At 72.5% G+C, this 14,476-nt stretch carries 13 protein-coding genes; 10 read left to right on the top strand and 3 right to left on the bottom strand.

The features are described from left to right. Nucleotides 1-11 precede the first annotated feature (11 nt). From ACLQ29_RS32875 to ACLQ29_RS32850, 6 genes are all read left to right on the top strand, one after another. Nucleotides 12-668 (top strand): DUF305 domain-containing protein, encoded by a 657-nt coding sequence (locus ACLQ29_RS32875; protein ID WP_425775261.1) that lies wholly within the window; start codon nucleotides 12-14, stop codon nucleotides 666-668. A gap of 249 nt (nucleotides 669-917) precedes the next feature. Then, complete coding sequence (locus tag ACLQ29_RS32870; protein WP_425758354.1) at nucleotides 918-1,391, top strand: hypothetical protein; 474 nt, start codon at nucleotides 918-920, stop codon at nucleotides 1,389-1,391. Nucleotides 1,392-1,493: 102 nt separating this feature from the next. After that, the gene (locus ACLQ29_RS32865; protein ID WP_425775260.1) at nucleotides 1,494-2,666 is read left to right on the top strand and encodes an ATP-grasp domain-containing protein; all 1,173 of its coding nucleotides are present in this window, start codon (nucleotides 1,494-1,496) and stop codon (nucleotides 2,664-2,666) included. Beyond that, entirely contained in the window at nucleotides 2,663-4,288 is a 1,626-nt protein-coding gene (locus ACLQ29_RS32860) for an IucA/IucC family protein (protein WP_425775259.1), read from the top strand. Before ACLQ29_RS32865 ends, ACLQ29_RS32860 begins: the two co-directional genes overlap by 4 nt. Beyond that, nucleotides 4,285-5,883, top strand: a complete 1,599-nt coding sequence (locus tag ACLQ29_RS32855) for an IucA/IucC family protein (RefSeq protein WP_425775258.1) — start codon at nucleotides 4,285-4,287, stop codon at nucleotides 5,881-5,883. The genes ACLQ29_RS32860 and ACLQ29_RS32855 overlap by 4 nt, the downstream gene beginning before the upstream one ends. Next, nucleotides 5,880-7,049 carry an alanine racemase gene (locus ACLQ29_RS32850; protein WP_425775257.1) on the top strand — a complete coding sequence of 390 codons (1,170 nt, stop codon included), beginning with the start codon at nucleotides 5,880-5,882 and terminating at the stop codon, nucleotides 7,047-7,049. Before ACLQ29_RS32855 ends, ACLQ29_RS32850 begins: the two co-directional genes overlap by 4 nt. A 16-nt stretch (nucleotides 7,050-7,065) precedes the next feature. On the opposite strand, the gene ACLQ29_RS32845 is transcribed toward ACLQ29_RS32850, so the two are convergent. After that, nucleotides 7,066-7,188: a hypothetical protein gene (locus ACLQ29_RS32845; RefSeq protein ID WP_425775256.1), complete on the bottom strand. Its 123-nt coding sequence runs from the start codon at nucleotides 7,186-7,188 to the stop codon at nucleotides 7,066-7,068. Between the two features lie 269 nt (nucleotides 7,189-7,457). Between ACLQ29_RS32845 and ACLQ29_RS32840 the strand changes: the two genes are divergently transcribed. The 3 genes from ACLQ29_RS32840 (at nucleotide 7,458) to ACLQ29_RS32830 (ending at nucleotide 10,055) form a co-directional block, all read left to right on the top strand. Next, nucleotides 7,458-8,930 carry a DUF6406 domain-containing protein gene (locus ACLQ29_RS32840; RefSeq protein WP_425775277.1) on the top strand — a complete coding sequence of 491 codons (1,473 nt, stop codon included), beginning with the start codon at nucleotides 7,458-7,460 and terminating at the stop codon, nucleotides 8,928-8,930. Between the two features lie 23 nt (nucleotides 8,931-8,953). Beyond that, on the top strand, nucleotides 8,954-9,580 hold the full coding sequence (locus tag ACLQ29_RS32835; RefSeq protein WP_425775255.1) for a hypothetical protein: 627 nt from the start codon (nucleotides 8,954-8,956) through the stop codon (nucleotides 9,578-9,580). A 124-nt stretch (nucleotides 9,581-9,704) separates the two neighbouring features. After that, nucleotides 9,705-10,055, top strand: a complete 351-nt coding sequence (locus ACLQ29_RS32830) for an STAS domain-containing protein (RefSeq protein ID WP_425775254.1) — start codon at nucleotides 9,705-9,707, stop codon at nucleotides 10,053-10,055. Between the two features lie 9 nt (nucleotides 10,056-10,064). Here the strand turns inward: ACLQ29_RS32830 and ACLQ29_RS32825 are convergent, their stop codons facing one another. Beyond that, a complete protein-coding gene (locus ACLQ29_RS32825; RefSeq protein ID WP_425775253.1) occupies nucleotides 10,065-11,309 on the bottom strand; it encodes a PP2C family protein-serine/threonine phosphatase in 1,245 nt (414 codons plus the stop codon). Nucleotides 11,310-11,435: 126 nt separating this feature from the next. Next, complete coding sequence (locus ACLQ29_RS32820; RefSeq protein WP_425775252.1) at nucleotides 11,436-12,818, bottom strand: lectin; 1,383 nt, start codon at nucleotides 12,816-12,818, stop codon at nucleotides 11,436-11,438. 361 nt (nucleotides 12,819-13,179) lie between these two features. On the opposite strand from ACLQ29_RS32820, the gene ACLQ29_RS32815 reads away from it, so the two are divergent. Next, nucleotides 13,180-14,400 (top strand): DUF418 domain-containing protein, encoded by a 1,221-nt coding sequence (locus ACLQ29_RS32815; RefSeq protein ID WP_425775251.1) that lies wholly within the window; start codon nucleotides 13,180-13,182, stop codon nucleotides 14,398-14,400. Nucleotides 14,401-14,476 lie beyond the last annotated feature (76 nt).

Here is a 14,476-nt window from a genome sequence, read left to right as displayed (position 1 = left end):
GGGGCGGACGAATGGACGAGCACCGGACCGGCGGCGAACGCCACGGGTCCACCGCGCGCGCCTGGCGGATCGTCGGCGTCGCCGTGACCCTTGTCGCGACGGCGCTGGCCGTCGGTCTCACCCAGGGTTGGGGCAGCCCCGACCAGCCGCCCACCGCAGCGCCGACCGCTCCGGTGACGACCGCGCCCGTGCTGCTCAACGGCACCGACGACGCCTTCATCCAACTGCTGATCCCGATGAACGAGGGTGTGCTCGCGTTGATCGAGCACCTCGACACCCGGCCGGCGGACGCGGATCCGTCGCTGCGGGCCCTTCTCGGCGAGGTCCGGGAGGCTCATCAAACGGAGTTGCGGGACCTCCGTGGGCTGCTGGCCGCGGGCAACGTCGCGGAGCTGAACATCCATGAGGGGCACCAGATGCCCGGCATGGTCACCGACGCCAGCCTCGCCGAGTTGCGCGGCGCGCCGGACGCCGAGGTGCCGGCCCGGGCGACTGCCCTGCTCCGAGCGCACCTCGCGCAGACGGTGGTGCTGTGCCGGGGTGAGCAGACCGCCGGTGGGAGCCCGGAGCTGAGGGCGCTCGCCGGCCGGATCCAGCAGGCGCGGACCACCGAGCTGAGCGCCCTGGACAGTCGGCCCGGCGCGCCCGAGGCAGCGCCGGTCAACTGAGCATGCCGCCCAAAGGACCGGCCGATGCGGGCAGCTGACCTGCGGGCCGACATTTCCTCGTCGACCGCGTCACGTCGTGCGACGCACCGTGCCGGCACGTCGGACGTAGCCCGCCCCGCTCGGAGTGCGACGCACCGTACGCGGAGAACGCCGCCGCCCGACGCGTCTGTCTCGACACCGACTGCGGGTTGGCGCGGTGGCCATCGTCGCGCGGCCGGGCGCGCCGCCGTCACCGCCTCGATCCTGACGGTGAGCGTCGGATGGCTGCTCGCGATCCTCGCCGCGCCACACGTCACCCTCTCGCCGGGTTGGCGGATGGTTGCCCTCTTCTGCCACCTGACCTGCCTGGTGGTGGGCTTCGGCGCGGTGCTGACGGTGGACTGGTTCAGCCTCCGGTGGCTGCTGCGCCGGGAACCGCTCGGCACCGTGCTGACCGCCGCGCGGGGTGCGCACCTGCTCATCTGGCTGGGCCTGGTGGGTCTGCTCGCCAGCGGCGCCGCCCTGGGCCCGGACACGTCGTCCGGGTTGGTCTGGGTGAAGCTGCTCGCGGTGCTGCTGGTCGGGGTCAACGGGCTGTTCCTCGGCCGGGTCCGGGAACGACTCGTCGCGGTGCGGGGCCGTCCACCCTGGTCCGCCCTGCTCCCCGGCGTCGCCGCCGCCACCCTCTCCCAGCTCGGCTGGTGGACCGCCACCCTCGTCGGCTTCTGGAACGCCAACAGCTGACGCCCACCGTCCGCCGTGCTGATCGAGCTGCCGTGCTGATCGGGATCGCCCAATAAGGATAGGCTACCCTAATCGCGACATCGGGTCGTCGACGGAGGCGGTATGAGGATCTATCTGACCGCGCTCAACCCCACCGACGCTGTCCTGGAAGGGTTCCTCCCGGCGGCGGAGTCGCTGGGGCTCTCGGCCACGGTGCTGACCGACCGGCCCGCGGAATGGCCGGCGGACGCACCGGTGACGCGCTGCGCCGTCCGGGACGCGGGCGCGGTGGTCGCGGCGGCGGCGTCGAACCGGCCGGTGGCGCTACTGTCCAACAGCGACCATCTCCAGGAGGCCACCGCGATCGCCGCCCGAAAGCTTGGCCTGCCCGGCAAGGACCCGGACGCCGCCCGTCTCTGCAAGGACAAGGCCGCGGCCCGGCGGGCGATCGCGACTGCCGGCCTCGACCTGGTCCGCACCGTCACCGTCGACCCCGGCACCGCGCCGGAGGTCTCGGCCGGGATGTTTCCGGCGGTGGTCAAACCCCGGGAGGGGGTGGCCAGCGAGGACGCGTACCTGGTGGCCGACCGGCCCGAGCTGGTCGCCCGGGTCGCCGAGATCCGCAGCCGGCGGCCGGACGCGGCCCTGGTGGTGGAGGAGTATCTCGCCGGGGAGCTGCGGACCTTCGAAACCCTCGGCGACGGCACGGATCTCGCCTCCCTCGGCGGGTGGCGCACCGCCCTCGGCCCGCCACCGACCTTCACCGAGGAGAGCCTTGCCTGGTCACCCCCGACGGAGCCGGCGAGCACTGAGCTGCGGGCGTGCCTCGACGCGCTCGGGGTCGGCCTCGGCGCCTGCCACACCGAGTACGTCGTCGCCGCCGACGGCCGGGTCCGGCTCATCGAGGTGAACTACCGCCTCATCGGTGACCGGATGGACCTGATCCTCGCCGAGCTGCTCGGCGTTCCGCTGTTCGAACACGTCATCCGGCTGCACCTCGGCGAGCCGGTGGCCGCCCTCGGCCTGCCCACCACCGTGGACAGGTACGCCCAGGTCGAGTACGTCTGCGCGGACCGGTCGGGCCGGCTCACCGCCGCACCCGGCCCGCTGGACACCGGGCACGGCGAGGTCCGGCTGGGCTGCCGCCCGCTGCGCGCGGTGGGCCGCTTCGCCGAGCACACCGGCACGAACCGCGACTACCTGGCCGTGCTGCACGCGATCGGCCCGGACCGGGACAGCGTCCGGGCGTCGTTGGCGGCCTTCCGCGCCGACCTCACGTGGACCATCGTCGAGTGAGCGACGACTGCGAGCGGGAGGTCTTCACCCGGGTGCTCGACGCCCTGCTGCGCGAGGACCACCTCGGTCTGCTCAGCACCGGCCGGCCGGACGGGCCGGGCTGGTGGCAGGTGCCGCACCCCGCCGGCCTGCTGCGCATTCCGGTGCGGGTGGACGGCTTCCAGCAGGCCCTGCGCAGCGCCGCGCCGACGGTGCTGGTGCTGGCCGACGGCGCCACCCACCGGACGGACACCCTGGCCGGGCTGTTGACGCTGCTCGCCCCACGGGACAACGCCGAGGCGGTGGCCGGCTGGCGCGACTTCGGGGCCGAGTGCCGCGCCGACCTCCGGGCCCGGCGGCTCGCCGCCCGGCACCGACCACGGGTCTTCGCCGAGGTGGCCGCCGCGCGCGCGAGCACCCCGACCGGTCTGCCGGCGGCGCTCCTGGACGACGTGCTCGCCGCCCACCACGGCCACCCCGTCTACCCCACCGACAGGTGCCGCCACGGTCTCACCGACGACGAACTGCTCCGGTACGCCCCGGAGCACGCCCCGCGTTTCGCGCTGCGCTGGTACGCGGCCCCCGCCCGGGACGTCCGGCTCGCGGGCGAGCTGCCGTCCTGGTGGCCGCGCGCACCGCGACCGGATCAGCTGCTGCTGCCCGCGCATCCGATCACCGTGGCTCGCGACGCGCTCCCGCTGACCGACCTGCCGGTGACCCCCGTGCGGCCCACCCTCTCCATGCGGACGGTGGCGCTCGATGAGGACCCGTACCTGCATCTCAAGCTGCCGCTACCCACCGCGAGCCTCGGCGCCCGCAACCGACGCACCCTGCAGCCGGGCTCGCTCGCCGACGGCGCGACAGTCGCGGCGCTGCTCGACCGGACCGCGAACGCCGAACCCGCCTTCGCCGGGCGGATCCGGCACGCCGACGAGAGCACCTGGGCGCACGTCGACGGCGACGAGCGGCGCGGCTTCCTGCTGCGCCGGTTTCCGCGCGACCTGGCCGGGGTCCAGGTGGTGCCGGTCGCGGCCCTCGCCGCGACCGACCCGGTGGCGGGCACGGTCCTGGCCCGGATCAGCCCCGAACGGCCGGAACGACTGCTGGAGTCCTACCTGGACCTGCTGCTCGACTGGCACGTCTTCCTGTGGTTACGCCACGGCATCGCCCTGGAGGCGCACCCGCAGAACATCCACCTGCTGGTGCACCCCGACGGCGCGGCCGGCCTGCTCTACAAGGACAACGACGGCGCTCGACTCGACACGCGGTACGGTGGCCCGCGCGGGCTCACCCTGCACGACGACCGGATGTGGGCGCGCGATCCGCAGGAGCTGGCCGACGTGTTCATCACCATCACCCTGCACCTGGCCGCCGCCGCGCCCCTGGTCGCCCTGGCCGCCCGAGGGCTGCCGGTGCCGTCCCCCGCCGAGGCGCTGGCGCCCCGGCTCGCCGCCGCCCGGGACCGGTGGGGCGACGGGCCAGCGGCACGGACCTTCACCGACCAGGTCCTGCGCGCAGCCCAGTTGCCCATCAAGGCGATGCTCACCGCCGGCACCCTGCTGCCCAAGCAGCGGCTGGGCTGCGCCGACATCAACAAGTACTACCTGCGTACCGGCCCGAACTACCTCCGGGAGACACGATGACGAGCGTGCGGTTGTGCCCCCGGCCGGTCACCGCCACCGGCCAGCTCGCCGACCTGGCCGCCGCCCACGCCGTCTTCGGCTGCCTGATCCGCGAGCTCGCCCCGCCGGACGGTGCCCCGATCGTCGTCGACGGTGCCGCCCGGGTGCTGCTGCGCCACCCGCACGTCACGCTGCGCTGCGCCGTCGCGCGGGTCGCGCCGCTCGGCGCGCACCGCTACGCCGGCCCGGTGCAGCGGATGACCGACGACGGGCGCTGGGAGAACCTGGACGCCGACGGGCTGGCCGCCCTGGTCGCGGCGGAACTCACCACCCGGACCGGTCTGGCGAACGACGAGTTCGTCGAGCAGGTCCGGGCCAGCCGGGACACCGTGGCCCGGCTGCTGGCCGAACGCCCGGCCGAGGATCCCGCCCCCACCGGCGAGCCCGCCATCGACGCGTACGTCGACTCGGAGCAGTCACTTGTCTTCGGCCACCCGCACCATCCCACCCCGAAGTGGCGCAGCGGCGACCCGGACCACTGGCGGGCGTACGCGCCGGAGTTGCGCACCTCGTTCCGGCTGCACTGGCTCGCCGTACCGGAGGACCTGGTCGCCGGCGTCGGACCGTTCGATGCGCTGATGGCCGCCCTCGACCCGCCCCGGCCCCCGCGCGGGCACCGCGTCCTGCCGGTGCATCCCTGGCAGTTGTCACTGCTCCCGCCGACCCACCCCGGGCTGCGTGACCTGGGGGAGGCCGGCGTGCCGGTGCGGCCGACGGCAAGCGTCCGCACCCTCTACGCCCCGGCGGCCGACCTGTTCGTCAAGACCAGCCTGCACGTGCGGATCACCAACTGCCTGCGCAAGAACGCCAGGTACGAACTGACCGGCGCGGTCGCCCTGACCGATCTGCTGGCCCGGGTGCCGCTGCCGGACGGGGTCGGGCTGCTCGCCGAGCCCGCCTACCGCACTGTCGACGTCCCCGGCCCGGACGAGGCGTACGGGACGATCCTGCGCACCGGTCTGCGCCCGCACCTGCGACCCGGGGACACCCCGATCCTGGCGGCGGCGCTGGCCGCCGAGCCGCTGGCGACACCGGACCCGGTGGCCTGGTGGCGGGCGTACGTGGAGTTGCTGGTGCCGGCGGTCCTGCGCTCCTGGCTCAGCCACGGCGTGGTGCACGAGGCGCACCTGCAGAACGTGGTCGTCGTGCTCGACCCCGACCGCCGACCGGTACACATGTTGCTGCGCGACCTGGAGGGGGTGAAGCTCGCCGCCGACAGGTGGGCCACCTGGCCGGACGGCGTTCCGGCGCAGGTCCGCTACGGCCCCTCAGACGCCCGCCACCGGATCGTCTACTGCCTGTTCGTCAACCACCTCGGTGGTATCAGCGGGGCCCTCTGCGACGCGCGGCCGGGCATCGAACGGCGGCTGTGGCAGGAGCTGCGGGCCGTCGTCGAGGCGGTCGCCGCCGACCTCGACGATCCGCCCGAGCTGCGCGCGCTGCTCAACGGCGAGCCGCTGGTGGCGAAGGCCAACCTCCTGGTGCGCTGGCGACGCGACGCGGACCGGGCCGCACCGTTCGTGCCGGTGCCCAACCCGATGGGCCGGGCCCGGTGACCCGCCCGGTCTACGTCCACGACCTCGACGCGCTGGCCGCACACGCCGGAGCCATCCGGGCGGCGCTGCCCCGGCCGGTGGAGCTGCTCTACGCGGTGAAGGCCAACCCGGACCCCGGCGTACTGCGGACCCTCGCCCCGGTCGTCGACGGGTTCGAGGCCGCGAGCCGGGGCGAGCTGCGGAGACTGGCCGAGGTGCTGCCGGGCCGCGCCGCCGCCGCGTACGCCGGGCCGGGCAAGACCGACGCGGACCTCGCCGCCGCGCTGGCCGCCGGAGTACGCCGCATCCACGTCGAGTCTCCCGCCGAGCTGCGGCGACTCGGCGCGCTGGCCGCCGCCTCGGGCCGGTCCGCCCAGGTGCTGCTGCGGGTGAACCTGCCGGTCGACGCGCCCGGCGCGAGCCTGCTCATGGGTGGCGGTCCCAGCCCGTTCGGCATGGACCCGGCCGATGTGGTGGAGTGTGCGCGCCGCCCGCCCGCCGGCATCGACGTACGCGGAGTCCACGCGCATCTGGCCAGCGGGCTGGACGCCCCGCTCGCCGGCGCGGTCGCCACCGCCGTGGTCGAGTGGGCGGTCACCGAGGTCGGTGCCGCCGAGGTCGACGTCGGCGGGGGGATGGCCGTCGACTACGCCGACCCGGCCGCACGATTCGACTGGGTCGGCTACGGCCGGGCGCTGGCCGACGTCCTCGACGCGCACCCCGGGGTGCGGCTGCGTATCGAGCCGGGCCGGTCGGTCACCGTCTACTGCGGGGCGTACCTCACCGAGGTCATCGACGTGAAGCGCTCGCACGGCCAGTGGTTCGCGGTGGTGGCCGGCGGCACCCACCACCTGCGCACGCCTGCGGCGAAGGGCCACCCGCAGCCGTTCACCGTGCACCGGCGGCGCGGGTCCGACGCGGCGCGCACCGACGGCGGGCCGGTCACCGTGGTCGGGCAGCTCTGCACCCCGAAGGACGTCCTGTCCTCCTCGGCCACCGCCGGGCCGATCGGCGTGGGTGACGTGCTGGCCTTCGCCATGGCCGGCGCGTACGCCTGGAACATCAGCCACCGGGACTTCCTGCTGCACGAACCGCCGCTCTTCCGCACCGGTGACCCGCTCCGGGTGGCCGCCGAATGGGCTGCCGGACCGCTGCGGGAACGACACAGTGGGCCGGCCGGCGGCTGAGCGTTTGTCGTCAGCGTCAGTTGCCGCCGAACCAGTCCTTGGCCGACCGGGTCTCGAGCGGGGCGAGCGCCAACCCGGCGAGCCCGCCCACGACCAGGGGCGTGACCATGTTGGGCTGGAAGTCGAGCTTGCCCGTCACGAGCAGGCCGACCTCCCGCTACGGGCGGAGGTGGCTCCCGGACGGGGAAGGAGGCACATCTGCGCGTAGTTTCCCCTGTGGATGCCTAAGTCCTCCACGGACGGTCACCGCTACCGGACCGGCGTGGTGACGGCGCACCCGAGCCTGCCAGTCCGACTGATCCTCCAGCAGTATGTGGAGGCTCGTCGACAAGGCCACCTCACGGGCCGGCAGGTGTGGCCGAAGGTGGACGGGTGACCGTGCCGAGACGAGAGCTGGGAGGAGAGCCGTTGCGCTCCCACACCGACGTGGAGTCCATCCCCCACAACGCGCTGGCGGTCACCGGGTCGGCCAGGCTCGGCGTTCGGTGGATCGACGAGGGCCCTCCGGTCCGGGCGGAGATCATCGTGATGCCCCACTGGGACGAGGAGTCCTTTCGCTACGACCTCACCCTGGGCGAGACCTTCCCCGTAGGTGACGAGACCTGGCGTTTCGCGGACGTCGACATGGAGAGCGCCGACGAGTGGCGGGTGATCGTCCGCCGGGTCGACGAGAACGAGGTGATGACGCCACCTACCGGCCGCGTCTGGAAGGGGATGAGGCTGCGGCCCTACGGTCAGCTGAACGAGGCGCAGTTGCTGGCGGTGGAGGCCGAGCTCGGCACTCAGCTGCCACCGAACTACCGAAGGTGGTTGGGGCAGAACAACGGGGCGCAGCCCGAGGTCGAGCATCACGTCCCCGGTCTGCCGTTCGCCCTCATCCCGGAACGCCCCCTGCTCGGCGTCCACCCGCAGCACCCCGCGATCGACCTGGTGCACGCGCAGCGCGTACACCGGGATCCCTGGCTGTCGCCGGACCTGCTGGTCATCGCGAGCCTCTCCGGCGGTCTCCTGGTGCTCGCGCTGCGGGAGCGCGACATGGAACGGGAGGGTGTCTACTTCCTGCCGGACGCCGGCCTGGGCGGGCCGGCAGGTCCGGCTGGTGCTGCCGAGCGAGAGCGGCACCTCGTACCGATCGCCCGCTCGATCGGCAGATTCCTGGGCCGGCTGACCCCGATCGAGCTGCCTGACCTGCCGCCGGCGCAACTGATCTGGCCCGGTGAGGCCGGCCACTCCCAGCACGAGGAGCAGCCCCGCACGCCGCAAACCGCGCAGGCCATGCTGCTGCCGGTCGGGGAGTTCTTCGGCACCTTCCACCCGGTGGCCGGTTCGACCGAGCGTTATCACCGGGTCCGACTCGGCGACGAGGTGTGGGAGCTGGACAACGAGCGCTTCACCCTGTGGGCGCTGGCGCACGGCACCGGCGACCGGCCGGCCGAGCAGCCCTGGACGGTGCCGGCGGTATGCGACGCGGCGGCAGGCCAACTGCCCGGCGTCGACGGTGCGTCGTTGCTGCACGGGCTGCTGGCCGAGGGGCTGGCCGTCGAGGTCGCTCCCGGAGAGGCGGTGGAGTTCGCTCGCCGGCACCGGGTCGGCGCCCGCATGCTCGGGTTGGGCAACAGCGCCGAGCAACCCTGGCTCTGGTCGATCGGCTTCTTCCAACGCCCGGTGGTGAGCGTCACCCGCACGGTCTACGACCTGTGGGAGCAGTGCCCGTCCGGGGAGAGTCTGTGGACGATGTGCCAGGCGCTCGCGAACGAGGAACGGGAGGCCGGCGGCACCGAACCGGACCTGGTCGACCCGGAACAGCTCCTCACCTCGTTCCTCCGCACCATCCATCTCCTGCTCGTGGCCAGCGTCGTCTACCTGGAGCCGCTGCCGTGACCGACAGGACGAGGAACCCCGCGATGGCCGCTTCGCTGATCCTGCCGGTGGGGCGTTACACCGGGGAGTTCCACCCGGCCGTCGGTGCCCCGGTGCGGTACCACTCGCTGAGCATCGGCCGCCTCTCGGTGACCATCGAGGACCCGCAGGCCCTTGCGGTCTGGGCCGCGGCGCACCGGGCCGTCGACCGGCCCGACGCGACCTGGGACAGGGCTGCGGTCATCGACGCCGCCACGCGGCTCGGCGTGACCAACCCGGACCGGATCGTCGCGGAGTTCCTGGAGGACGGCCTGCTGGTGGAGACCGCGCCGGGCGCGCCCGAGGTGGAGGACTTCGCCCGCACACACCGGGTGCATCCGCTGATGGTGTCGCTGGGCAACTCCCCGGACGATCCGCTGCGCTACGGCATCGGTCTCTTCGGTACCGCGCCGGTGCTGCGGCTGCCGGCGCTGGCGCACGACGTGTGGCAGTGGAGCAGCGTGGGCGCCAGCCTGTGGGACGTCTGTCAGGCCTTCGCCGACGCCGGCGCGCAGGCCGAGGTGGCGGACACCCGGGAGCACGACCCCCGGCACGTGCTGCGGGAGTTCCTGGCCGCGCTGCCCCTGCTGGTCGGCGCGAACGCCGCCTGCCTGGACGAGGCCCGTCGGTGAGGACCGCCACGTTCGTCGTGCCCGGGGGCACGCGTCAACGAGCGATCGCGGCTGGTTTCTGGCACCGTGGGTACGGCGCGACGTGTTGCCGAGTTGCCGGTGACGGCCGTATCGAGGGGGTTACGTGGACTTCACGCTGTCGACGCGGCAGGGGCGGATCGGCACCGTGGTGGAGGTCGCCGGCGACCTCGACATGAGCACCACGCCCGAGCTGCGGGACCAGCTGCGTCAGCTGGTGGAGAGCGGCGTCAAGGTGGTGGTGGTCGACCTGAGCGGCGTCGGTTTCCTGGACTCCAGTGGCCTGGGCACGCTCGTGGTCGCCTACAAGGACCTGCGGGAGCGGGGCGGCTCGCTCTCCCTGGCCGGGGTCGGTCGCTCGGTGCGTACGGTGTTGTCGATCACCTCGGTGGACCGGGTCATCGACGTCTTCGACACCGTGGACGACGCCGAGGAGGCGGCGCGGGTGGTGTCGTGACCACAGTCGTTAGGGGAAGGTGCTGGCGCGGTCGGTGTCCGCGCCGGAGGTGCTCGACCGCGATCCGTCGCCCCCGTACCAGTCGATGATGAGCAGGGTCGCGTCGTCGGCCAGAACCGGCCCGGCGATCGCCAACACCGCGTCGGACAGCGCCCGGACCGCCTCGCGGGGATGCAGGTGGGAGATGCCGAGCAGGGCGGCGGGCAGGTCCAGGTCGGCGGCGTTGCGTTCGCGCACGCCGTCGGTGACGATGACCAGCCGGTCGCCGGGCAGCAGGGACACCACGCCGCTGCGAAAGCCCTCGTCGGGAAACATGCCGAGCGGGAAGTTGGCGGGCAGCTCCAGCGGCGCGGCCCGGCCGCCCCGGACCAGCATCGGCGGAACGTGCCCGGCGTTGAGCAGCTCGCACCGCCCGGTGTTCAGGTCGATACGGCCCAGCACGGCGGTCACGTAGGCGCCGCGGACGTTTGCGTGCTCGGCGACGGCCCGGTTGGCCTCCTCGGCCTGCGCGACCAGGCTGTCGCCGCGGCGGCGGGTGTTGCGCAGGCTACCCACGCCGAGGGTGGCGGTCAACGCGCTGGCCACGCCGTGGCCCATCGCGTCGGTGACGCTGACGTGCAGCACGTCGCGGGCCACGCTGTAGTCGAAGGTGTCCCCGCCGATGCTCGCGGCGGGCTCCAGCCAGCCGGAGAGCGCGAACGAGCCGGCCTCGCAGGTGAACGAGGCGGGCAGCAGGCGGCGTTGGATCTCGGCGGAGAGCGTGAACGGGGTGCTGCGTTGCCCCCATTCGAACAGGTCGGTGTGCCGGCGGTTGGCGATGACCACGAACGCCAGCGCGTGTGCGGTGCGGGCGATCTCCGCGATCGCGGCGGCGTCCGGCTCGTCGGGCAGGCCGATTTCCAGCAGGCCGATGGCCTCGCCGCGCTCGGTGACGGGTGCGAGCACCGTCCAGTGGCCGTCTGCGGGGAGCACGAGCGTGGTCTGCTGGCGCAGCGCCTGCTCGTAGGGCCCGCCGTCGAACGGAAGAACCTCGGCGGCCTCTGTGCCCTGACGCCGACCGGGGCGGCCGGTGATCGGCTGGTGGGTCAGCCGGACCAGTGCCCGGCCGCTGAGGTCGGCGATGAGCAGCGAGACGTCGAGCGCTTCCAACGCCGTGGCGATGGTGCCGGTGACGGCCTCGACCGCCTCGACCGGAGCGGCCTCCTCTGCCGACTCGAGCATCCCGGCCAGCACGGCCTGATCGTTGTCCTCCACCCGTCGAGCATATTCAACCAACGGAGGCGCCGACATGCTCTGCCAGCGGCGCGGCTCGGCGGCGAAACCGGGTGGTTCCGCCGCCGAGCCGGATCTACCGTTGCTATCCCGCCACGTTCGCCGGGTTCAGCTGCGGCTCCATCGTTGGTTGGCCGCGCCGTTGCAGTCCCAGATCTGGACGCGCGTGCCGTTGGCCGTACCGCTGCTGACCACGTCCAGGCACCGGCCCGAGCCAACGCCGGTGATCGAGCCGTTGGCGTTGACCGTCCACCGCTGGTTGGACTGGCCGTTGCAGTCCCAAATGATCACCGAGCTGCCGTTCGCGGTGCCGGCGCCGCTGACGTCGAGACACTTTCCGCCGAAGACGCGCAGCTCGCCGGCGGCCGTCGCGGTCCAGCTCTGGTTGCTCTGGCCGTGGCAGTCCCAGATGATCGCCGTCGCGCCGTTGGTCTGCGCGCCGCCGTTGACGTCCAGGCACCGCCCCGAGGACGCGTTACGCAGGGCCGACGTGCCGCCCGGCGGCGGGGTGGTCGGGCTGCCGGTGGGCGACGTGGTCGGCGACGTGGTCGGGGTCGGTGTCGGATCGGTGCTGCCGAACTGGGTGAAGAACCTCCACACCTCGCCCTTGGTCCAGGTCCGGGCGCCGCTTTCGCCGCCGCCGTCCACCGGGCCGGGGCCGTGCCCACCGTCGAAGGCGGCCCACACCACCGGATAGCCGGATCGGCAGCCGGAGTAGGTGGTGGTGATGTGGGTCAGGCTGCCCGCTCGTGGCTCGGGCGGGTTCTGCGCGGTGCACCCGTTGTTCCGCACGAACCTGTCCCGCAGGGACCGTCCGGCGGAGATGTTGAGCACCGAGTCCCCGAGGCCGTGGATCCCCATGTACGCGATCGGCTGGGTGCCACCGCTGCAGCCGCTGAGCTGCCCGCCGGAGTAGACCGCGACGGCGCGGAAGACTGTCGCCCGGGAACAGGCAAGCGAGTAGCTCATGCCTCCGCCGTAACTGAAGCCGAGCGCGAAGAGCTGCGTGGTGTCGACGCACAGGTCCGCCTCGATCAGGCTGATCATGTTGTCGACGAACGTGACGTCCTGGCCGTTGGGGTTGGCCCAGCCGTTGCCATTGCCCTGGGGGGCGACGAAAATGGTGCTGTTGTTCGCCTGCTGCCGCAGCCCGTAGTAGGACCAGGCAGCCCCGTCCGACCCGCCACCGTCGACGTCGCCGGCGGTGCCGCCGTTCCAGTGGAATCCGAAGATCAACCGGTACGGGTGGTTCCGGTCGTAGTTGTCCGGGATCCGCAGGATGAAGCTACGGTTCTGGCCGCTGCTCTGGATGGTCCGCTGACCGCTTGTCAACGTGGGTGCCTTGCCGCATCCGGCGGTCGCCGCGGCCGGGGCGATGTCCGCGGCCGACGCGGTGGTGCCCAGGCCGCCGGCCAGTGCCCCCGCGCTCACGGTCACGACGACGGCCGCGGCCGTTGCCAGAAGACCAAGGATGGGTCTACGTCTTGTCATGATGGGGCTCCTGCCACTCGACACGAACTGACTCAGGCACAGGGGTCCACGGCGACCGCGCGGGACCAGTTGGTCGTCGAATCGTCGGTGGCCGACACCGTGGATGCCCGACACCTTCGACCGGTCGCCGGACGGTGCCGGAGCCCCGCCTCGACCTCGAATCGATTCGACCCGACGCTAGATCGGGCAGTGAAGTATGTCAATGCTGTGTCCGGCAGGTTGCGATCACGGAGAGGGTGTCTGGGGGTAGGGCCAACCCCACCGGCAGCCTTCCCGCTCGCTGGCTGTCATCCGGACGGGCTACTTCCTAGCGTTACGGGAGAGTCATTAAACACAACTCCTGATGCTCCGGAGGTGGCCAATGAACCCTTCCATCGAAGATCCGATTGCCAGGAATCGGGCACCGTCCAACAAGCCCACCCGGATCGTCGACGTCGACGCGTTGCGCGCCGCGGCGCTGCTCCTCATCCTGATCGTCAACATCGCGTTCTTCGCCTCCGGCTACTCCTTCCAGTTGGTTCCGGATCCCGCGCACGACTCGTGGGGTGACCAGGCGGTCGTGTGGCTGGTCGAGGCGCTCTTCGCGATGAAGGCGTATCTGCTCTTCTCCTTTCTGTTCGGCTACAGCTTCACGCTCCAGCTTGATTCCGCCGCACGGCGAAACGTCGACTTCGCGCCACGATTCCGGCGACGACTGGCCGGGCTCTTCGTGCTCGGCATCCTGCACGCGGTGCTGTTGTTCCACGGCGACATCCTGACCACGTACGCATTGCTCGGTCTGGGCCTGTTCGCCATGCGGCGAGTCAGCGTCGGGACCGCGGTGCGTATCGCCGTACTGGTGACCGGCGGGATCGGCTTCGTCCTCGCGCTCGCCGCCACGGGAGGGGTGGAGCTGGTCACCGATCCGGCGACGGCACTCGCGGCCGGGCAGCGGTCGACCGAGGCACTGCAGGGTGGGCTCGGCTCGGTGATCGCCGAGCACGTACGCTCGCTGCCGGCGATGTTCGGCGCGCTCCTCGTGCAGGGGCCGCTCGCCTTCTCGGCCTTCCTCTTCGGTTACGCGGCCGGGCGACGCCGGCTACTCGCCACCGTCGGCGAGAACCGGCAGCTCCTGCGCCGGGTGCAGCAGGTGGGCTATCCGATCGGCCTGGCCGGTGGCGTGATCTTCGCTTCGGGTGGGGGCACCGCCAACCTGACCGGTCTGACGGCGGGCGTGCTCACCGCGCCTCTGCTCGCGGCGGCGTACGCGGCCAGCCTGCTCCAGTTCTTCAGGAGTGACCGGGGGCGGCGGGTCGTCGCCGTACTCGCGCCGGCCGGCCGGATGTCCCTGTCGAACTACCTGGGTCAGTCGCTGCTCTGCGTGCTGGTGTTCACGGGCGTTGGTCTGGGCCTCGCCGGCACTGTCGCACCCGCTGTCGTCATCCTCATCGCGGTCGCGATCTACGGCGTGCAGCTCGCCGTCAGCGCGGCGTGGATGGCGCGGTTCCAGTACGGGCCGATGGAGTGGTTGTTGCGGGCCTGGACCGAGCGGCAGTGGCCACCGCTGCGGGCCGCCGACAACAGTCCGGCGTTGCATCGATAGGCCTCCACGTCTTGGCAGCGAAGCGTGCCTCCGCTACCGTCCATGGGAACGCTCCCACAAACTTGGAAACGTCTAT

The organism is Micromonospora sp. DT228, assembly GCF_049841595.1.
Classification (GTDB): domain Bacteria; phylum Actinomycetota; class Actinomycetes; order Mycobacteriales; family Micromonosporaceae; genus Micromonospora.
Note: the sequence above shows the minus strand (reverse complement) of the source record. Positions and strands in the feature narration are given on the sequence as shown.